The organism is Caulobacter sp. 1776 (assembly GCF_040545685.1).
GTDB lineage: Bacteria > Pseudomonadota > Alphaproteobacteria > Caulobacterales > Caulobacteraceae > Caulobacter.
This window is the reverse complement of sequence record NZ_JBEPMI010000004.1, coordinates 236106-254933: the sequence shown is the minus strand read 5'-3', so window position 1 is coordinate 254933 and position 18828 is coordinate 236106. Positions and strand designations below refer to the sequence as shown.

The window sequence follows — 18828 nt, the reverse complement described above, 5'->3', positions numbered from 1 at the left end:
TGGCCATGCTTGGGCGCATGGCCAGGGACTCGCGCGAATGATAGGCAAGGAGCTACGGACATGACGTCCCCAGTGGCGGATCGAGGCCGGTTTCCACCGACGCTCTGGCGGGCCATGCACAGCGCCGGCCTGGAGCCGCCCAAGGTGCTACGCGCGGCGGGGCTGCCCGCCAGCCTGCATCTCGACGCCTCGGCAACACTCTCCACCCGCCAGCTCTTCGCGATCTGGAAGGCGCTAGAGAGGATCGCGGATGACCCGGGGGTGGCGCTGCGGCTGCTTGACGGCGCCGATCGCTGCGGCCATCAGCCCGCCTTCATTTCCGCACTCTACGCGTCGGATTTTCGGGACGCCATTCAGCGGATCGAACGCTTCAAACGGATGGGCGCCTGCGAGGTTTTCAGGATCGAGGAGGCGAACGGGCGGTGGACGATCATCAAGGAATGGCCGTTCGCCACAGAAGCGGAGCCGGCGGTCTCCGTCGACCTCAGCTTCATGTTCCTGCTGGAGCTTGGACGCCGAGGAACCGGCAGGCGCATTACCCCGGTGCGGATTGAATACCAGCGAGCCGACCCGGCGAACCGCGAACTCCAGGACTACTACGGCGCGCCTGTGGTCTTCGCGGCCGCTCGAAACGCGATGACCTTCCACGCCGATGACCTGGCCGCGCCCTTCCCCGGGCACAGTCCCGAGTTTCTCGATCTCGTCACGCCGGGTCTGGCGGCCGCCTTCGCGGAGATCCATGAAGGCCACACGATCGCCGACCGCGTGAAGTCGGTTCTCAAGCGCTCACTGGCCAGCGGGCGCCCTGAGTTGGCGCACGTGGCGCGGGATCTGGGGATGAGCGAACGTACGCTGCAAAGACGGATAACCGATGAGGCCACGACGTTTCGAACGCTGCTCTCGGATGCGCGGCGCGAGCTCAGTCAACAGTTGCTCGCCGATCCCGCCATTCACATCGACGAGGTGACCTACCTGCTCGGGTATCAGGACACCACGTCGTTCTATCGGGCTTTCAAGGACTGGGCGGGCGTTTCGCCGGGCGAGTGGCGCTCAGGAATTGGACAGGAATCCCAGACGTCCGAGGTGCTGCACTGAACGTCCGCTTGCTGAAGGGACGCCAACGTCAGCTCTTGGCGCATACGGGCCTGGGGGCTAACGCAGACTGGCGCGCAACGGCTTGAACCGACCTTATGCGAGCCGGACTAAGTCGTCAGCCAGCCGGGCGGGGATTTCAAGGGCGATTTCCGCGCCAACAATCCCAGAGGCCAAGCCGCCTTTCGAGCCGCTTGCCAGCCTCCCCGTGGAGCGAGATCCCCAGGCAGCCGCTTGAAAGGTCTCAGCGCCGCGCGCTGACATGCCCGCGCTCAGGCCTGCCGGTACTCACCCGAGCCAGACGTTCCAAGACCGGTTGTCTAGCAGGCGACGGAACTCGGCATGTTCGGGAAACCGCGCCTCGATGCCCACGCGGGTTAGGCGGTCGAGAACGCCGAATTCCTTCTCGCGCAGCCGCTCGTCGATACAGAACTTGCTGTCCTTGCCCGCCAAGCCGCCAAGCCGCCAAGCCGCCAAGCCGCCAAGCCGCCATGCCGCCAAGCCGCCAAGCCGCCATGCCGCAAGCGTCGCGGATGCGCTGACTCGTGTGAATGGTTCAATCCACGAGGCGGGGTCAGGTTTCCCGCCCCTCGGCAATGACTAGGGGCCGAACGTGCTCCCCTTGGTGACAGGCCAGCACCGGCCATTGGCGCGGGTCCGATTTAGATCCGTCGGAGCCGTCGGTATCGGCACGGGCTGCATCAGCCGCTTTCCGCTCTCAGGCGTCTATGAATGTCAGTGGCGGCGATGGCCGCCTCGGCCGCGGCGACGGCGATCTGGTTGAGACCGCGGACGACATCTCCGGCCGCGTAGAGGCCGTGGATCGATGTCTGCTGATGGGCGTCGACGATCAGGTTGCCCTCATCGTCGTGGGCCGCGCCCCAGCGGACCGCTAGGCGGCTCTGCATCTCGCAGCCCAGGGCCAGATAGAGGCAATCGAACGCGCGCCCGTCCGGGCCGGCCAGTTCGAGCCCATCGGTGTTCACCGAGAGTTGGGACAGCGCGATCGATCTGATAGCGACGCCGCGCGCCACCAGCGCAGCCGACTCTCCCAAAGACGAGGGGGCGCCAAGGTGCAGCAGGGTGATGTCCGAGGAATAGGTGCGCAGGAAGGCGGCTTCACGAGCGCCGAGATCCCCATCGCCGAGTACGGCGATGCGTTGGTCGATCGCCTCGTAGGCGTCGCAGATCGGGCACATGCGAACCCGGCCGGCGGTGATCGCCGCCTCGAGGTTGTCGAGCGCCGGCAGGCGATCGACGACGCCCGTGGCCAGGAGCACGAACGGCGTCAAGACCCCGGTCTCGCCGCCCTCGGCGTCGGTAATCCGCAGTTCGAAACCGTCGGCCGTTCGCGCCAGCGTCTGGGCGACGGCGGCACGACGCTGCGCGCCGTAGAGGCTGGCCTGCTCGGCCATGTTCCGAAGGAGGGCCGGGCCGCCGATCCCGCTGGGAAAGCCGGGCGTGTTGTGGCTTTGGGGGATCCAGGCCGCCCGCGGACGGCCGCCGTCGAGGACCAGCACCTTGCGGCGAAAGCGGCCCAGATAGGTGGCGGCGGTCAGACCGGCCGGACCGGCCCCTACAATAATCGTATCGAACCGTTCCATGACGCCTCTCCTTGATAAGCCCGCGTCGGGCAGGGCCGACAATAGAGGCTCCACCAGGGCGCGGCGCGCGACCCCGTCCTCGGTCGGGGCGGTCACACGATGCGGTCGCCGTTGACGCTGACGTGCGAGGTGATCCTGGCTAGGCCATGCGAAACTCGCGTTAGGCCGTCAGCAAACTCCGAACACCCCGCGCGGTTGCCTGTCGTACGCTTTGAAGACGGAACGGCGCCATCCGTCGGACCGTTGCTGGGAGAGCGGCGGCGTCGCCGTCTAGAGGGCATCTTGCGCGACCACGACTCGACTTTTTTGACGATGCGACGCCAAGCGCCCGCTCTGCTGAAGCGCCTTGACCTGGCGACGGTCCTCGAATGGGCTTCCCGCGGCGGCTATGCCGCGCGCGGGCTGGTCTATCTCGGCCTCGGCGGAATTGTCCTGCTGGCTGCCCTCGACCTGACACCCAGGGCCCGCGGAGCGCGCGGCCTGCTGGCGACATGGTCCCAGTGGCCGTTGGGTTCGATCCTGATCGGCGCGATCGGCTTCGGCCTCCTGGGCTTCGCGGCTTGGCGCGCTTTGCAGGCCGTGTTCGACGCCGACCGCCATGGGCGTTCGGCCAAGGCGTTGGCCATCCGCCTAGGCCAGGCTGTCAGCGGCGTGATCTACGGCGCCCTCGCTTTCAGCGCCTTCGAGTTGCGCGACCAGTTCGAGGACTTCGGCGCGGCCGACGAGGAACGATCGGCCCAGGCCCTGGCCGGCCGGCTCCTGGCGACGCCGCACGGTGACGGCTTGCTGCTTCTGGCGGGCGCGTTGATGTTCGCCGTGGGCGTCGGCAACATCGTCCAGGGGTTCGCGCAGGATTTCGGCAAGCGGCTGGACTGCGGCGAACGCCTTTGCCGGCGCGTCGTCGTGCTGGGTCGGATCGGCTATGGCGCACGCGGGCTGGCGACGCTGCCCACCGGCGCCTTCCTGGCCCGCGCCGGATGGCAAACCCGGAGCAGCGACGCTCACAGCTGGGCAGGCGCCCTGCAGGCTCTCGAGGGACAGCCGTTCGGCGAGTGGATGCTGGCGATGATCGCCGTCGGCCTGCTGGCGTTCGGTCTGTTTGGCCTCGTCGAGGCCGCCTTCCGACGTATCCGCCCAGTCACCCCAATTCATCAGAGCCATGGCGCGGCCTAGCCCACGGAACGGCCGCGCTCGCGCGCCGTTGTGGCTTGCTGCGGCAGGCCGGTGCAGATTTCAGGGACGAGATGGACAAGAACGGCTCGAGCAAGGGGCGCGCGCCTCGGCCATCGGAACGCGGTCCCATCCTGACCCGCACGCGAAACCTGAAGATGGCCCGTTCGGCCCATGCCTATGTCCGCGGCAGCACGGTGAGGTTCTACGAGTGGCTGGACGCCAGCGCCGGAAAGCTGCCCGGCGGACCGCCGATCTGGATCTGCGGCGATTGCCACCTTGGCAACCTCGGACCCCTGGCCGACGCTCGCGGCCGCGTGGACATCCAGATCCGCGACCTTGACCAGACCGTGATCGGCAATCCAGCCCACGATCTTATTCGCCTGGGCCTGTCGCTGGCCTCCGCCGCGCGCAGCTCGGATCTTCCCGGCGTCGTCACCGCCCGGATGATCGAGGGTCTGATCGAGGGCTACGAGGCCGCCCTGGCCGAGGATTTCGAAGCCAAGTCGCGCCATCCGCCGATGATCGGCGCGGTCTTGCGGCAAGCGTCGAAGCGTAGCTGGAAACACCTCGCCGCCGAGCGCCTTCGGGGCATCGAGCCCAGGATCACCTTCGGGAAGCGGTTCTGGCCGGTCAGCCGGGCCGAGCGCCGCGAACTGGAGGAGCTTTGCCTCAGCGAGCCCATCCATGGCTTGGTGACCAGCCTAAAGTCGCGCGACCGCGGCGCCGAGCTGCGCCTGCTGGACGCCGCCTACTGGATGAAGGGCTGCAGCTCGCTGGGTCGCCTGCGCTACGCCGCCCTGTTGGCCGTCGACAATGGCGATGGCGATGAGCACATCTGCTTCCTGGACCTCAAGGAGGCGGTCAAGGCGGCCGCGCCGCGCGATCCAGAAGGCGACATGCCGCGCGACAATGCCGAGCGCATCTTGGCTGGAGCCCGCGCCCTGTCGCCCAATCTAGGCGGTCGGATGGCCGCCTGCCGCTTGCTCGGCAGGCCCGTGATCGTGCGCGAACTGATGCCGCAGGACATGAAGATCGAGTTCATGGGTCTCACGCCGGACGAAGCCATGGCTTCGGCCCAGTCGCTGGCCCGGGTGGTTGGTGACGCCCATGGTCGTCAGATGGACGAGCCCACGCGCCGGAGTTGGCTGGATGAACTGGCGCGCAACCGCACCGGAGGACTCGATGCGCCGTCATGGCTGTGGTCCAGCGTCGTCGAACTGACCGCGGCCCACGAGGCGGCCTATCTCGAGCATTGCCGGCGCTATGCGCTCGGCCTGGCGGTGTGACGTCCAGTCTTGATCCGGAGGAAAGGCCGCTGACGATGGAATCGACTGGGATCCGTTCCGGTTGCGCTTGCGGCGCGAACTCCAGGTCTCGGCGCGATCCGGCCGATCTGCGGCGTCCGGGCGGTAGGACGAGGGAGCTGAGTTCTTTAGAGCAAGGCAATGATCCCGCGACTGTTCACAACGGGCGGTCGCGGACATGGCTCGGTCCGGATGAGTATCGAAAGGCGCGGGCGGCTCGGAGCCGGGACTAGTCCGGGCCTGCCTCCTTTCGATCGCCTCCTCGGAGACGTGCGGCGTTGCTACGGGATTGCCGCCAAGCCGTCTGCTGACCGTCCGAAAACTGCGCGCCACCCGAAGGCGCTTCCGGCGGGCTGCACCGACCAAGGCGATATCCCGATCGGCCGGACAGGATGGCTTCGCGGAGGCCCTGCCGTGATCCGCTAGCTTCCGGCAGCGCCAGGCAAGGATCGAGACCCGGAGCCAATTGGAACGTCCTTCGTTGCATGGGGTAGTCAGGGCAGCGCCCGCACGTGGGCGCCCGCCTGGTCGTCGCGGGAACGGCGATCGCGCATCGGAGCGGATGTCCCATGAGCAAGCCTGCAGGCATCAGCAGACCTCCGACGTTGATCGCCGCGCTCGCCGTCGCGATTGGCTTGCTCGGCCTTTTCAACCTAGTCGGCGGCGTGTGGTTGCTAGCGTTGAAGGGCAGCCCATACTATGCGGCGGCCGGAGCGAGCCTGCTTGCGACAGCGGTTCTGCTGTGGCGTCGACGCGCCATCGCCCTCCATGTGTTCGCCGCGGTCATCGCCGTCACCCTGGTCTTGGCGATCGTGGAAATCGGCTTTGACTGGTGGAAGCTGGCGCCGCGCGGCGACCTTCTTTTCCCGCTCGGCCTGCTGCTTCTGCTGCCTTGGGTGACGCGCCAGCTCGGCGACGGTTCGGGCGAGGCCAAACCCAGGCGATGGCGCGTTGGGCCGCTCGCTCTGACCCTGGTCGCGGCCAGCATCGTGGCGGTAGTCTCCATGGCCACGGACCACGACCTGCGAGGACGCCTTCCCGACGTGCGGAGCACGGTGGCGGCCGACCCCGGCGGCGTGGCTGAGGGCGACTGGAGCGCGTACGGCCGTTCATGGGCGGGCGACAAGTGGTCGCCGCTGAAGCAGGTCACGCCCGAGAACGTCGGCCAGCTGCAAGTCGCCTGGCGTGTTCGCACGGGCGACCTCAAGCGGCCCGGCGATCCCGAGGAGACGACCTACGAGGTCACGCCGATCAAGGTGGCCGACACGGTCTATCTCTGCACGCCGCACAACATCGTCCTGGCGCTCGACGCCGAGACGGGCGCGACGCGCTGGCGGTTCGACCCGCACATCGCCGTGCCCGCAGGGCTGCAGCATCTCACCTGCCGCGGGGTTTCCTTCCATGGCCCCACGGCCACCGAGGGCGCGAGGGAGCCCTGCGTTCAGCGCATTCTGATGGCGACGAACGACGCACGGCTGATCGCGCTCGACGCGCGCAACGGCCATCTCTGTCCCGGCTTTGGCCGCGGCGGCCAGGTCGATACGCTGGCCGGCATGCCGCCGCACGAGCGCGGCTGGTACCAGTTCACCTCCGCGCCTCTCGTGACCCGCGATCTCGTCGTGCTGGGCGGGGCCATCTACGACAACAAGTCGATCCACATGCCGTCCGGCGTCATCCGCGCCTACGATATCCGCGACGGTCATCTGGTCTGGAACTTCGACCCGGGCCGACCCGACGACACCACGCCCCTCAAGCCGGGCCAGCGCTACAGCGAATCCTCGCCCAACAGCTGGAGCACCTCGGCCGTCGACCAAGCCTTAGGCTTGATCTACGTGCCGATGGGCATGGGCGCCGTGGATCAATGGGGCGGCCGGCGTCCCGAGACGACCGAGCGGTTCGCCACCTCGATCCTGGCGCTCGATATCGCCACCGGACGGGCGCGCTGGGTGTTTCAGACCGTCCACCACGACCTGTGGGACATGGACGTGCCGGCCCAGCCCGCGCTCGTCGATCTGGACATCCCGGGCAAGGGCCGTGTTCCCGCGCTCGTCCAATCGACCAAGACCGGCAACATCTTCGTCCTGGACCGGCGCGACGGCAGGCCGATCCATCCGGTCGACGAGCGCCTCGCGCCGCAAGGCGCGGCGCAAGGCGACTGGACGGCGCCGACCCAGCCCCATTCCAGCCTGACCCTGATGCCCGAGCGCGCCCGCGAAAGCGGCATGTGGGGCGCGACCATGCTTGACCAACTGGCCTGTCGCATCAGGTTCCGGCAATTGCGCTACGACGGTCCCTACACCCCGCCATCGGTCCAGGGTTCGCTGGTCTATCCCGGCAACTTCGGGGTCATGGACTGGGGCGGCATGGCCATCGACCCCGAACGGCAGATCGCCTTCGCCCATCCCAACTACATGGGGTTCGTCGATCGCCTGGTGCCTCGAAACCAGGCCGGCGCCGATCGCAACGGCCCGAGCGGCGGATCGGACCTGAGGGGTTCGAGCGAGCATGGCTATAATCCAAACCGTGGGGCGCCGTTCGCGGTCGAGCTGAACCCGTTCCTGTCGCCGCTGGGACTTCCCTGTCAGGCTCCGCCTTGGGGCTATGTCGCGGGCCTGGATCTGGTGACCGGCAAGGTCGTCTACAAGCGTAAGAATGGCACCGTGCGCGACCAGACACCGTTGCCGCTGCCCTTCAAGATGGGCGTGCCCAGCCTAGGCGGACCTATGATCACCGCCAGCGGCCTGGCCTTCATGTCGTCGGCGATCGACAACTATGTCCGCGCCTACGACGTCAGAACCGGCGACGTCCTCTGGCGCGCGCGTCTGCCCGCCGGCGCACAGGCGACCCCGATGACCTATCGCTCGCCCGCTAGCGGCCGCCAGTTCGTCGTGATCGTGGCCGGCGGTCATAGCTCGCTGGGCACCAAACTTGGCGACTCGATCATCGCCTACGCTTTGCCGAACCACTGACAGAACGCGAGCGTCCAGACGACGCTGAAATCGCGGCCACCTATCGGGTTACTGAGCTTGCGACGGGCGGCGTTCGAGCACCGAACGTCGCGTTCCCGGAAGTGCGCCAATGCCAGCAATTGGCGCATAGAGGAAAGCCTGGCGGCCATGAACTGACCGGTTAGAGGCGCACGAAGGGGGCCAGGAGCTTGCCCAACCGTCCGGGTAAGACGATCTGGCCGTCCAGGGCCGCCACGCACAGGCAGGGCGAGTCGGATACCACGCGCGGCTGATGGAGTACGCTGGGGTCGGCCTCCTCGAAGTCCCCCGGCTCGAACACGCCGTCCTCGGTCGCATAGGCGCCCTCGATCACGCAGGTCAGCTCCACGCCCGCGTGTGTATGGCGCGGCGCCGACTGGCCCGGCGCGATGCGCAGCAGAATGACCCGGCAATCTCCGTCGCGCGGGCCCAGGACATTGCGAACGCGCACACCAGGTCCGGCCCAGCGCCACGGACCCAACTCGAAGCCGCGCAGCGGCGCCGGCAGGTCGTGATCGGCGGCGCTGGGCCGCGCCGTTGCGACGCCAGCCGTCGGATCGGGGCCGTCGAGGCGCGCCAGAACCGCGTCCAGGGCGCCGTCCTCAAGCGCGCTCGGCGCCAGGTCGTCGAGAACCGCGCCGCCCACGGCCTGGGCCAGATGTGTCCAGGCGCGGGTCTGGGGTCGCATCGCTAGATGGGTGGCGACGACAACCGCCTCCGGCGCGCTCAACGTTCCGGCCTCGAACGCCAGCAAGCGCTCTTCGCTGGGATGACGGCGCACGTTCATGCCTGGCCTCGCGTCTCACACTCGATGAACGCTCGCAGCTTCATCATGCCAAATCGGATCCGGGCCTTGACGGTGCCCAGCGGCACGCCGAGGGCCTGGGAAATCTGACTGTGGGTCTGTTCCTGGTAAAATGCCATTTCGATCGCTTGGGCTTGGTCGGGGTTGAGGCTGTGCATGGCGGCCCGGACGCGGGCGCCGTCTTGCGCGCCGCTCAAGATCGTGTCCGGCTGGGCCGGCGCCTCGGCCCCGAAGGTGGCGTCGAAGGTGTGGAGCGCCGAGGATCCCCGGCGCAGCGTGTCGCTCCTCAGATTGCGCGCGATCGTGAAGATCCAGGCCGCCACCGACGCGCGCGCCGGATCGTAAGAGGCGGCCTTGCGCCAGACTGCCAGCATCGCTTCTTGCGTCAGTTCCTCGGCCGCGGCGGGCGGGGTTCCGCTCTTGACCAGCAGGGCTTTGACGCGCGGCCCATAGTGGTTGAAGACCTCGATGAACGCCACGCGGTCCTGGTTCTCGGCGATGCGGGCGATCAGCGCGCCAAAGTCGCGCGGCGAGGGGCTCACCAAGGCGGTGGCCTTTCGTTGGACGGGCATGGTTCGAGTCGCATGCATGACCCTTATACGGCGCGGGCGGGCCGGTGGATGGATCGGCGTTGGGGCTTGGGCCAGATTTTTTGCTGAAACCCGTCCTGGCGGACTCATGGCGGGGCCGCGCCCACGTCCTCGAGCGCGTTGTCGAAGCCGAGTTCGCGCATGCGGGTCTTCAGCGCCGCCTGCTGAGCAGGCGGCAGTCCGGGCGTGCGCGCCAGCAGCGCCACGAACTTGCCGTCCGCGGTGCTGGCGATCATCCAGCCATAGCTGTCAGCGCGGTCGATGACCCAGTACTGCCGACGGATCAGGCCGCCGAAAAAGCTGGCCTCGAACTTGGCGTTGGTGGCCGGGTCCACGATCTTGGCGGCGGTGTCGACATGGCGAGCCGGGCCATTGCGGTCGCCAGCGTGACAGACCTGGTCGATGTCGAAAGACCCGTCGCGCTTCCGCGCCCAGACCTGATAGGCGCCGTGGCAGTTGCGCTGGCGGCTGTTGGGCGTGCGGACAATTTCGTACCAACGGCCCATGAAACGCTCGATCTCGACCACCCGCCGGGGCTGGGGCGCCGTTTCGGCCATGGCCGGCGTTGCGGCGAGGAGGGCGGCGAGGAGAAGGGGGAGGAGGGTTCGCAAGGTCATTGTCCCGGCCTCAGGGCTTCGCCATGGGTGATGAGATGAGCAGGCGCGGGCGGGCGTGGGCGTAGGCGGACGCCCTTGGCGAAGATCTTCAACGCTTCCCAGTGGATCGCCGCCACGACGCCAAAACTGAGCAGCGGATGACGGACAAGAGCCGACAGCAGGCCAGCGTCGGTGAGCGGCGAGCGCTTGCCGGCGAACCCCGCGGTGAGCACCACGCCGCCGGCGTCCAGGACCTCAACCCGCACCGCGATCGTCTCGGACGGCGGCGAGACCGTGAAGCGATAGGTCAGGTCCATGTCCATGAAGGGCGAGACGAAGAAGCGCTTAGGCGCGGTCTGATGGAGCGGACCATCTTCTTCAGGGACGGCGATCATATAGCCGTGGTCCTGGCCGAAGGTGTTGCGCACCTCGTAGAGAATCGCGTTCAGGCGGCCGTCGCGGCCATGACAGAAATACAGGCTCAAAGGGTTGAACCCATAGCCGAAGATCCTCGGCATGCACAGCAGGCGCACTGGCCCGCCCGGCTCAAGTCCCGCCTCGACCAGGCGCTCGGCGACATAGGTCCGAAGGTCTCCGCCGCGATGATCGCCATGGTCGCGGGTATCGAACGACGCCAAACCCACGCGTCCACGGCGCAGCCAGCGAAGACGGGCGAAAAGATCGTCGAGCTCGGTCAGGTCGAGCAGGAGCATGAAGATCCGATAGCGAAGCGCGTGGGCGCGGGGCCGCGCGCGCTTGTGGAACACCGGACCGCTATAGATCGCCGACGCGCTCATCAGGCGGCCTCCGCGAGCGAGGGCCGCGCCAAGGTGATGCGGCCGCTCTCGCCCGCCACCGTCCAGGGACGGCGCACCCCGCCGAGCTGTTCAGCGACCGCCAAGCCTGCCTGCAGTCCGTCCTCATGGAAGCCCGCGCCGAAATAGGCGCCGCAGAACCAGGTGCGTCGCGCGCCCTGCAGCGACCAGAGTGACTTCTGGGCGGTCAGGGCCGCGGCGTCGAAATGGGGGTGGTCGTAGGCGTGCGTGCTGTAGGTGAGGTCGGGATCGGGCGCGATGTGCGGATTGAGCGTTACGAAGAGGGGCGGGCGCCGGGGCAGGCCTTGCAGGTGGTTCATCCAGTAGGTGACGCAGCCGGCCGCCGGATCGTCGCGTCGGCCAAGATGGTTCCAGCTCGCCCAGGCCCGCCGGCGGCGCGGCATCAGCCGCACGTCGCCGTGCAGGACCGCGGTGTTGGGCGTGTAGCGAAAGGCGCCAAGCAACGCGCGCTCCTCGGCCGAGGGTTCATCCAGCAGGGCCAGGGCGCGCGGCGCGTGGGCGGCGATCACCACATGATCGAAGGCCTGCCAGCCGCCCGCGGCGTCCTCGACGATCGTCTCCGTGGGCGTGCGCCGCACGCGGGTGACGGGCGCGTTTCGGCGGATGTCTCCGGAGAAGGCCTTGGCCAGCGCCTCGACATAGACCCGGCTGCCGCCGTTGACCGTGCGCCAGCTGCGCCGTCCGATGAACCGCAGCAGATCGTGGTTTTCGAAGAAGCGGATGAAGGCCGCGGCCGGATGGTCGCCGACACCCTCGATGCTGGCCGACCAGATGGCCGCGGCCATAGGCAACAGATGATCCTGTCGCAGGGCCGCGCCATAGCCCTGATCCTTCAAGTACTGGCTCAGCGAGATGACTGGGTCGAGCGTCGCCAGATGGCCCGGCGCGGTCCGGTAGAAGCGGTTGAGATCGCGCAACATCGACCAGAAGCGTGGGCGCAGCAGGATGCTCGGCTGGGCGAAGAGCGATGCCAGGCTCTTGCTGCCATACTCCAGCTCGCCCTCGTCCAACGACACCGCCAGGGACATGTCGGCCGGCTTGGTCGGCACGGCGAGGTGGTCGAAGAGCGCGGTCAGGTTGGGATAGTTCACCTCGTTGTAGACGATGAAACCCGTGTCCACCGCCACACCGCCGGCTTCGACCGTGTTGGCGTGTCCGCCCAGGCGGTCCTCGGCCTCGTAGAGTGTCACGTCGTGCTCGCCGCTCAGCAGCCACGCGCATGAAAGCCCTGAGATCCCGGCGCCAACGACGGCGATCCGCAGCCGGCAGGCGCGGGGAGGGCGAGCGGGAGACTGGCCGTGCGGCATGGATGGCTCCGGGGCTGGGCGCGCCGTCGGGCGCGCTTCAAACCCTGATACGGCCGAGATGTTTTTTCGGACGCACCATGCGTCCGGCCCGTTAGCCGCCCCGTATCGAGGCCATGATCCTGCGCACACCCTCTCCATGGACGGCCCGTTCGGCCAGCTCGCCGCTAGAGCGCTTTCGGGTGCGCTCATGATCCTCGCAACAACCCTGGCTTTTGGCCTGATGACGCTCGTGATGGGCCTGGCCTGGGTCTGTGTTCTCCGAACGGGCAACGGCGGCTGGACGGACGTCTTCTGGACGTTCGGAACAGGCGCTTGCGGTGTGCTGGCCGTACTTACGCCATGGTCGGGCGCGCCGGACGCTCGGCGGGGCCTAGTCGCTGCGCTGGTGGCGATATGGTCCTTGAGGCTCGGCGCTTACGTCGCGCTTCGCGTCGCCCGGGGCGCCGAGGACGTGCGCTACCAGACGCTCAAATCTCAATGGGGCGAACGCTTCAAGCCGCGAATGCTGGCCCTGGCGCTGGTCCAGGCGCCCGTCAGCGCCTTGCTCTGCCTGTCCATCACCTCGGCCGCGGCGCGTCCTGGCCCAGGCCTGCGGGCCGTCGATCTCTTCGGCGGGGCCATCGCGCTGTTCGCCATCGGCGGCGAAGCCTTAGCCGACGAGCAGATGCGGCGCTTCAAGGCTGGCTGGCACGCGCCCGACGCGGTCATGGATCGTGGCCTCTGGGGATGGTCGCGCCATCCGAACTACTTCTTTGAATGGGTTGGGTGGCTGGCCTATCCGGTCATCGCCATCGATCTTTCGGGTGGATGGAGCGCGGGCTGGCTGTCGCTGCTAGCCCCGCTGGCCATGGGCCTGGTGCTGACGCGCCTAACCGGGGTCCCACCGCTGGAGCAGGCGATGCTCGCCGCCAAGGGCGAGGCCTACGCCCGGTACCAGGCGCGGGTCAGCGCCTTCTTTCCCCGTCCACCTCGCAGAGGAACTCCCCGATGAGCCTTTTGGCCGCCTCCATCAATCGGCTGCAAGACGCCCCGTGCCCGGACTTCATCGTGCGGCCCGCTATCGGTGCGCTGGTGGCCAATGCCCGCCGCCAACTCGCCCGGACACCGTGCGGGTCCGAGGCCGATTTCGCCGCCGTCATGGCGGCCCGACCGATCGCCGAGCACACCCAGGCCGCCAACGCTCAACACTACGAATTGCCGGCGCGGTTCTTCGAACGTGTCCTGGGACCGCGGCTAAAATATTCCAGCGCCTACTATGAGACGGCGGACGCCACCCTGGCGCAGGCCGAGGAGGCCGCGCTGGCTCGCACCTGCCAGAACGCCGGGCTAGCCGACGGCCAGACGGTGCTGGAACTGGGCTGCGGCTGGGGCTCGCTGTCCCTGTGGATGGCGGCGGCCTATCCCGGCGCGTCGATCACCGCGGTGTCCAACTCCCATGGCCAGAAAGCCTTCATCGACCAGCAGGCGCGCGAGCGGGGTCTCGCCAACCTGACGGTCGTCACGGCCGACATGAACGACTTCCAGACGTCGTCGCGCTTCGATCGCATCGTCTCGGTCGAGATGTTCGAGCATATGGCGAATTGGCGCGCGCTCTTGACCCGCATGCGCGGCTGGCTCGCGCCCGACGGTCGGGCCTTGGTCCATGTCTTCGCCCATCGGACCGCGCCTTACCGCTTCGAGGTCGAGGATCGCTCGGACTTTATCGCCCAGCACTTCTTCACGGGTGGCCTGATGCCCAGCCACGGCTTGATGCGTCAGTATTCCGATGTCTTCGCGGTCGAGGCCGACTGGCGCTGGAGCGGGGCGCACTACGCCCGTACGGCCAACGACTGGCTGGCCAATTTCGACCGCCACGAGCACGAGATCATGGAGGTGATGCGTTCGGTCTATGGCCAGGACGCCGTCCTTTGGACGCGCCGCTGGCGCCGGTTCTTCCTGGCGACGGCCGGCCTGTTCGGCGATCGCGGCGGCGCCGAATGGGGCGTCAGCCATTACCGTCTCGCGCCGGTTTGAGGAGAACCGCCATGCCCTATCTCACCGCCTATGTCACATCGATGATCGTCTTCCTCGGGCTCGACGCTGTCTGGCTATTGGTCATGGGGCCGCGTCTCTATCGACCCGTGCTGGGCGACATTTTGGCCCCAAAGCTCAACGCGCCGGCCGCCATCGCCTTCTACCTGATCTACGGCCTGGGCATTTTGATCCTGGGCGTGGCGCCGGCGTTGCGCGAGGGCGCGGCCGGAAGGGCCGCCCTGAACGGCGCGGTGCTGGGCTTCGTGGCCTACGCCACCTACGACCTGACCAACCAGGCCACCTTGCGCTTCTGGTCCACCCGTCTGACCCTGGCCGACATGGCCTGGGGCGCGGCGCTGACGGCCCTGGCCGCCTATGCCGGCCTCCAGGCCGCGCGGCTCGTGGCCCGCTAAAGGCATCGCCCTTAGCGAGATCGGGATCGATTGGGTCGCCAAATATGATTGGGTTTCAAGAGACGCCGGGTCGCAATGACCGCCTTGGCGTCTCCGTGCTGGTAAGGCCTCCACGATGAACGACCTGTCCCACGCGTCTTTCGTCGTCCCGCCGTGGCGCCGCCAGGCGCTCTTTCGTCCCGTCCTGGACCTGCTGTCGGCCAACTGGAGCTGGGGGCAGCTGACCATCGTCGAACGCGGCGGGCGCGACATCATCTGGTGGGCAAGCGGTTTGGATTGGACTATGCCGAACCTTGCGGCGCTGGTCCGAGCGCTTCGAGGACGCCGCCGCCAACAGCGCTCTGGATACGATGGGCCTCGACGAGCGATTTCGACGGCTGTGGCGGTTCTACCTAGCTTACTGCGAAGCAGGCTTTCGCGCAGGGCGCACCGACGTCGTTCAATTTTCGCTGGATCGCCATGGCTAGCTGTGGTGCTGAACTGAACGTCAAGTTCTCGGAGGGCTGACAACGTCAGCAAATGGCGCTACTCGCGCCGCGGACCGGGCAGGCGCGAGCGCTCGAGGCTCAGCGTGACGCCGGCGTTTCGCCCGGCCAGGGTGGCCACGCTGTATTCCGCGGCGACGCCGAGAATCAGCGAAGCCTCTGAGGCGTTGAGGCCATAGTCCTGCTCCAACCACTGGACCATGGCGCCCGTCGCCGCCCGGGCGGCTTCGTCCAAGGACGAGGCCTGACCTAGGACGCTTATCCGTTGATCGGTCTCGATCCGTGGACTGGCGATCGGTCGAGCGGGTAGGAGTTTGACGCTGAACTCCACGTCGAGGGAGGTCTCCAGCGCCCATTGGGTCGTCTCGCCATCGCCTTGCCGTGCATGGCCATCGCCCAGAAACAACATCGCGCCCGGCTGGAACACCGGCAGATAGACAGTCGCGCCCTCGACGATCCCGTTGAAGTCCATATTTCCGCCCCAACGGCCGCTGTCGCCTGCCGACTGCGGCGGAAAGCCAAAGTCCGGCGCGACGCCGAGGCCGCCCAGCATCGGGCGAACGGGAACGGCATAGCCCTTCAGGTTATCAGGGGCGCCTTCCAGGCTGGCCAGACCCGCAGCCCGATCGAGCCGCCAGCGAACCCGTTTGCCAAGGCCGCTCGCCTTCGCGGCCAAGCCCAAGGACATCGCCCGCCCTGTTACCCCGTCGAGGCTGTCGGCGTAGTCGCGATTGAGCGCCAGACGCCGGATCGTGATTGCGAGCACATCCCCGGCCTTCGCGCCCACGACATAGAAGGGTCCGGTTTGCGGATTGCCATAGAGGGCGACAACTCGCCCCTGTTCGTTGACGCCGCCGGAGTCGATCGTCCGTGTCGACACGATGTCCCCTGGTCGGATGACCAGGGCTGGCGGCAAGTCGGCGTTGAAAGTGTTCGAGAATTGCTTTGGCTCATAGGTCACTGAGCGGACGGGGCCCTGTGGAATATCCAGCCGCATCGCGCTAAAGGCGTGACGCGCGCGTCCGGTATTGGTGGTGTCGGGATAGTCCGCCCATCCAGTCCATCGATCACCGCGCGCGGTTGCCTCGAAACGATACGGCACGCCGTGGCTATCGACCGCTTCGAAGATCAATCGGCCCCCGTCATAGCGACCGGTCACCGGCCAACCGTCGAGCGACCCCGAAAGCGCTTTTCCCGCCGTCTCCAGGGTTAGAGCGCGATGCTCGGTGTTTCCCCATTGGTCCACCGCGAGAAGCCAGGTCTGGGGCGCGGCATACGCTGACGAAGCGGCGGCGAGAATGGCGAACGACAACAGCAGGGCGCGCACGGAGGCTCTCCAGAAGGCCGTCGCAAATTCGGCAATCGGTTCGCCGAAGACAAATGAAGCTTCTGAAAGGTTGGCGCTGGCGGCATCCAGTTCGACGGGTCTGATCTCTCAGTTGCCCGCGGCGCGGAGGCACGGCGAACGTCCCTTTTCTGGAGACTTGCCAATGGCAGCACCTGGCGCAGCGCTGCCGCGGGCTGAAAACCCCTTGCCATCCGTGTCGATGGACTTTGACGCCGAGAGAGACGGGCGGCCGTGGCGGGCCGCCCGCCTTCGGCCTGCGCTTAGTCCGTCTCGCTTAGCGCCGCCGCGATGGCTCGCGCCACGGGATAGGTCGGCTCCAGCCCGTCGATCGGCTCGAGCGGCGGCTGGGCGATGAAGCGAACCTGCCTGCCGCGATGCGGCTGGGCCGCGTGCACCAAGAACGGGTGGCAAAGATAGACCGTGCCCGCCGAACCCGTCGCGGCGACCTCACGCCGGTGCGCCGACTCCTCGAAGCCGGTGGCGGCCAACTCGCCCAGGGTCAGACCGATCTCGCCTGCTGGAGCCAGACGGCGGGCGATGTCCCGATGCGAACCGGCGCGAATGCGAGTTGGCGCGTCCGCGGGGCCGACATCGGAAAACAGGAACAGCACCAGGAGCGCCCGTCCGCGGGAGGCGATATTGGCGCGCCACTGCAGGAAGTCGGGGGTCTCGGTCCCGAAGCTCACGTCGATGTGCCAGCCGGCGTCGCCGGGGTCCTTTGGTGAGGGGAAGCGGATCGGGAAGGTCCCAAGCGCGCGCATCGGCCGCCAGCGGCCGGGTCCGACCAACTGGTCGAAGGCCGCGGCCAAGACCGGTGAGCCAGCGGCGTCCCTGAAAGGTTGGTCGGCGTGCATGCCAAGCCGGATCACAGGCTCGGTCCAGGTCGCCGGATCCTCGGGATCGCATCCGGTCTCGCGCCACAGGATGGCGCGACCGGCTTCGGCCAACGGGCGAGGAAAGGCCTCATCGAGGCGCACGAAGCCGTCGCGAACGAAGCGCTCGATCTCCGCCGCGCTCAGCGGGCGGGATGGGTGATTGGTCATGATGGGATCAACGCAGGTTTGAGCCGCCGCCGTAGGCGACGGTTGTCTGAAAGGGCGGGGCGCGAGGCTCGCGCCAACGAACCCGTCCGCGAAGGACGGCCGCGTTCAGTTCAGCGGAAAGCGAGTGCGGATCATCATCATGGCCAAGAGCCTATCGTGACGCGGCGAGACCGGCAATCTAGGCGCTCTTCCCAGCGGGCCGAAGGTCCGATCCAGATCGGGAGCCAAGGGCAGCTATTGGCGCAATCCCGATGCAGTCTTCTCTCCGAATGAGGCTTCTCGGGTTGAAAGCTTCGCGTAAGCCATGCCTGACATAGCGCTGGGCATCCTCCCCGGAGCCCTTCGCCATGACCCCTCCATCGTTGTTCTCTACTGTCCGATATGTCGGCCGGATCGCCAGCCTGGTCCTGTTGTGCGCCACGCCGCATCGGGCCCTGGCCCAAGCCTTGCCCGAGCCCGCCGCCGAGCCCGCGCCCGAAGTCACGCCTGAACCCGCGCTCAAGGCCGGGCCGCCCGCCAACGATCCGTGGGAGGCCTTCAACCGCAAAGCCTTCAAGTTCAATCGCGACTTCGATCGCGTCCTGATCGGGCCGCTGGGACGCGGCTACATGAGGGTGGCCCCGCGCGTGGTGCGCGGCCGGGTCTCGGCGTTCGTCGCCAACCTGGCTGAGCCGCGCACCGCCCTCAACGACCTGGCCCAGGGGCGTCTCCGCGCGGCCGGAGTGACGACCTCGCTGTTCGTGATCAACACCACGGTTGGCGGGCTTGGCCTGTTCGATGTCGGCGGTAAGCTGGGGCTGGAGCGCCACCAGGGCGACTTCGGCCAGACTCTCGGGCGCTACGGCGCCGGATCGGGCCGCTATCTGGTGTTGCCGCTGATGGGCCCGACCACGCTGCGCGACGGCGCGGGGCGGCTGGTCGACATGATGACCGATCCGGTGTCGATGGCGACGGCGGGCGGGTCGAGGGTGTTCGGTCCGGTTCGGTCGACGGCCACCCTGCTGGACGTCCGCGCCAATGCCGACGGCTTTTTGCGGGCGCTGGACGATGCGGCGGATCCCTATGTGATGATGCGCTCGGCCTACCTGCAGAACCGCGCGGACATGATCCGCCAGGCGCGCGGCGGGGTCCAGGTGCTGCCCGACTTCGACGCCGCCCGGATCGAACCGTGATGGCCTATCGCTTCACCCCCTGGCGGGTCGTGCTGGAGTGCGCGGCCCCGACGTCCCCGC

Annotated in this window: 18 protein-coding genes; 9 read left to right on the top strand and 9 right to left on the bottom strand. The window is 67.7% G+C overall.

Going from position 1 to position 18828, the window contains the following annotated elements; all coding sequences use genetic code 11:
* Positions 1–114: 114 nt before the first annotated feature.
* Entirely contained in the window at positions 115–1095 is a 981-nt protein-coding gene (locus ABIC66_RS12485; RefSeq protein ID WP_354070602.1) for an AraC family transcriptional regulator, read from the top strand.
* A gap of 285 nt (positions 1096–1380) precedes the next feature.
* Here the strand turns inward: ABIC66_RS12485 and ABIC66_RS12480 are convergent, their stop codons facing one another.
* Positions 1381–1545: a hypothetical protein gene (locus ABIC66_RS12480; protein WP_354070601.1), complete on the bottom strand. Its 165-nt coding sequence runs from the start codon at positions 1543–1545 to the stop codon at positions 1381–1383.
* A 248-nt stretch (positions 1546–1793) separates the two neighbouring features.
* Positions 1794–2696, bottom strand: a complete 903-nt coding sequence (locus ABIC66_RS12475; RefSeq protein WP_354070600.1) for an NAD(P)/FAD-dependent oxidoreductase — start codon at positions 2694–2696, stop codon at positions 1794–1796.
* 312 nt (positions 2697–3008) lie between these two features.
* Here ABIC66_RS12475 and ABIC66_RS12470 point away from each other — a divergent pair, with 312 nt between their 5' ends.
* The 3 genes from ABIC66_RS12470 to ABIC66_RS12460 all read left to right on the top strand — a co-directional run bounded on the left by ABIC66_RS12470 (position 3009) and on the right by ABIC66_RS12460 (position 8142).
* Positions 3009–3869, top strand: a complete 861-nt coding sequence (locus ABIC66_RS12470; RefSeq protein WP_354070599.1) for a DUF1206 domain-containing protein — start codon at positions 3009–3011, stop codon at positions 3867–3869.
* Between the two features lie 71 nt (positions 3870–3940).
* On the top strand, positions 3941–5155 hold the full coding sequence (locus tag ABIC66_RS12465; protein WP_354070598.1) for a DUF2252 family protein: 1215 nt from the start codon (positions 3941–3943) through the stop codon (positions 5153–5155).
* Between the two features lie 587 nt (positions 5156–5742).
* Positions 5743–8142, top strand: coding sequence for a membrane-bound PQQ-dependent dehydrogenase, glucose/quinate/shikimate family (locus ABIC66_RS12460; RefSeq protein WP_354070597.1), 2400 nt, complete (start codon positions 5743–5745; stop codon positions 8140–8142).
* Between the two features lie 160 nt (positions 8143–8302).
* Here ABIC66_RS12460 and chrR read toward each other — a convergent pair whose 3' ends face one another.
* From chrR to ABIC66_RS12435, 5 genes are all read right to left on the bottom strand, one after another.
* Positions 8303–8947 (bottom strand): cadmium/peroxide/UV radiation responsive anti-sigma factor ChrR, encoded by a 645-nt coding sequence (chrR, locus tag ABIC66_RS12455; protein ID WP_354070596.1) that lies wholly within the window; start codon positions 8945–8947, stop codon positions 8303–8305.
* Positions 8944–9537: a sigma-70 family RNA polymerase sigma factor gene (locus ABIC66_RS12450; RefSeq protein WP_354070595.1), complete on the bottom strand. Its 594-nt coding sequence runs from the start codon at positions 9535–9537 to the stop codon at positions 8944–8946. The genes chrR and ABIC66_RS12450 overlap by 4 nt, the downstream gene beginning before the upstream one ends.
* Before the next feature lie 104 nt (positions 9538–9641).
* Positions 9642–10112 carry a lipocalin family protein gene (locus ABIC66_RS12445; RefSeq protein ID WP_354070594.1) on the bottom strand — a complete coding sequence of 157 codons (471 nt, stop codon included), beginning with the start codon at positions 10110–10112 and terminating at the stop codon, positions 9642–9644.
* A 56-nt stretch (positions 10113–10168) separates the two neighbouring features.
* Positions 10169–10948 carry a DUF1365 domain-containing protein gene (locus ABIC66_RS12440; protein ID WP_354070593.1) on the bottom strand — a complete coding sequence of 260 codons (780 nt, stop codon included), beginning with the start codon at positions 10946–10948 and terminating at the stop codon, positions 10169–10171.
* Positions 10948–12294, bottom strand: a complete 1347-nt coding sequence (locus tag ABIC66_RS12435) for an NAD(P)/FAD-dependent oxidoreductase (RefSeq protein ID WP_354070592.1) — start codon at positions 12292–12294, stop codon at positions 10948–10950. The genes ABIC66_RS12440 and ABIC66_RS12435 overlap by 1 nt, the downstream gene beginning before the upstream one ends.
* 187 nt (positions 12295–12481) lie before the next feature.
* Here ABIC66_RS12435 and ABIC66_RS12430 point away from each other — a divergent pair, with 187 nt between their 5' ends.
* From ABIC66_RS12430 to ABIC66_RS12415, 4 genes are all read left to right on the top strand, one after another.
* Positions 12482–13285: a DUF1295 domain-containing protein gene (locus tag ABIC66_RS12430; RefSeq protein ID WP_354070591.1), complete on the top strand. Its 804-nt coding sequence runs from the start codon at positions 12482–12484 to the stop codon at positions 13283–13285.
* Positions 13282–14307, top strand: coding sequence for an SAM-dependent methyltransferase (locus ABIC66_RS12425; protein WP_354070590.1), 1026 nt, complete (start codon positions 13282–13284; stop codon positions 14305–14307). Before ABIC66_RS12430 ends, ABIC66_RS12425 begins: the two co-directional genes overlap by 4 nt.
* 11 nt (positions 14308–14318) lie before the next feature.
* Entirely contained in the window at positions 14319–14720 is a 402-nt protein-coding gene (locus tag ABIC66_RS12420) for a DUF2177 family protein (RefSeq protein ID WP_354070589.1), read from the top strand.
* Positions 14721–15013: 293 nt separating this feature from the next.
* Positions 15014–15187: a class I SAM-dependent methyltransferase gene (locus ABIC66_RS12415; protein ID WP_502910343.1), complete on the top strand. Its 174-nt coding sequence runs from the start codon at positions 15014–15016 to the stop codon at positions 15185–15187.
* Positions 15188–15245: 58 nt separating this feature from the next.
* Here ABIC66_RS12415 and ABIC66_RS12410 read toward each other — a convergent pair whose 3' ends face one another.
* Positions 15246–16532 carry an acetamidase/formamidase family protein gene (locus ABIC66_RS12410; protein WP_354070588.1) on the bottom strand — a complete coding sequence of 429 codons (1287 nt, stop codon included), beginning with the start codon at positions 16530–16532 and terminating at the stop codon, positions 15246–15248.
* A gap of 281 nt (positions 16533–16813) precedes the next feature.
* On the bottom strand, positions 16814–17596 hold the full coding sequence (locus tag ABIC66_RS12405; protein ID WP_354070587.1) for a phytanoyl-CoA dioxygenase family protein: 783 nt from the start codon (positions 17594–17596) through the stop codon (positions 16814–16816).
* Between the two features lie 347 nt (positions 17597–17943).
* Between ABIC66_RS12405 and ABIC66_RS12400 the strand changes: the two genes are divergently transcribed.
* Complete coding sequence (locus ABIC66_RS12400) at positions 17944–18768, top strand: MlaA family lipoprotein (RefSeq protein WP_354070586.1); 825 nt, start codon at positions 17944–17946, stop codon at positions 18766–18768.
* Positions 18769–18828: the final 60 nt, after the last annotated feature.

Excerpts from the sequence above, each read along its gene's own strand:
- ABIC66_RS12485 (WP_354070602.1), top strand. The coding sequence starts at position 115 with ATGCACAGCGCCGGCCTGGAGCCGCCCAAGGTGCTACGCGCGGCGGGG.
- ABIC66_RS12475 (WP_354070600.1), bottom strand. The coding sequence starts at position 2,696 with ATGGAACGGTTCGATACGATTATTGTAGGGGCCGGTCCGGCCGGTCTG.
- ABIC66_RS12470 (WP_354070599.1), top strand. The coding sequence starts at position 3,009 with ATGCGACGCCAAGCGCCCGCTCTGCTGAAGCGCCTTGACCTGGCGACG.
- ABIC66_RS12465 (WP_354070598.1), top strand. The coding sequence starts at position 3,941 with ATGGACAAGAACGGCTCGAGCAAGGGGCGCGCGCCTCGGCCATCGGAA.
- ABIC66_RS12460 (WP_354070597.1), top strand. The coding sequence starts at position 5,743 with ATGAGCAAGCCTGCAGGCATCAGCAGACCTCCGACGTTGATCGCCGCG.
- chrR (WP_354070596.1), bottom strand. The coding sequence starts at position 8,947 with ATGAACGTGCGCCGTCATCCCAGCGAAGAGCGCTTGCTGGCGTTCGAG.
- ABIC66_RS12450 (WP_354070595.1), bottom strand. The coding sequence starts at position 9,537 with ATGCCCGTCCAACGAAAGGCCACCGCCTTGGTGAGCCCCTCGCCGCGC.
- ABIC66_RS12445 (WP_354070594.1), bottom strand. The coding sequence starts at position 10,112 with ATGGCCGAAACGGCGCCCCAGCCCCGGCGGGTGGTCGAGATCGAGCGT.
- ABIC66_RS12440 (WP_354070593.1), bottom strand. The coding sequence starts at position 10,948 with ATGAGCGCGTCGGCGATCTATAGCGGTCCGGTGTTCCACAAGCGCGCG.
- ABIC66_RS12435 (WP_354070592.1), bottom strand. The coding sequence starts at position 12,294 with ATGCCGCACGGCCAGTCTCCCGCTCGCCCTCCCCGCGCCTGCCGGCTG.
- ABIC66_RS12430 (WP_354070591.1), top strand. The coding sequence starts at position 12,482 with ATGATCCTCGCAACAACCCTGGCTTTTGGCCTGATGACGCTCGTGATG.
- ABIC66_RS12425 (WP_354070590.1), top strand. The coding sequence starts at position 13,282 with ATGAGCCTTTTGGCCGCCTCCATCAATCGGCTGCAAGACGCCCCGTGC.
- ABIC66_RS12420 (WP_354070589.1), top strand. The coding sequence starts at position 14,319 with ATGCCCTATCTCACCGCCTATGTCACATCGATGATCGTCTTCCTCGGG.
- ABIC66_RS12405 (WP_354070587.1), bottom strand. The coding sequence starts at position 17,596 with ATGACCAATCACCCATCCCGCCCGCTGAGCGCGGCGGAGATCGAGCGC.
- ABIC66_RS12400 (WP_354070586.1), top strand. The coding sequence starts at position 17,944 with ATGACCCCTCCATCGTTGTTCTCTACTGTCCGATATGTCGGCCGGATC.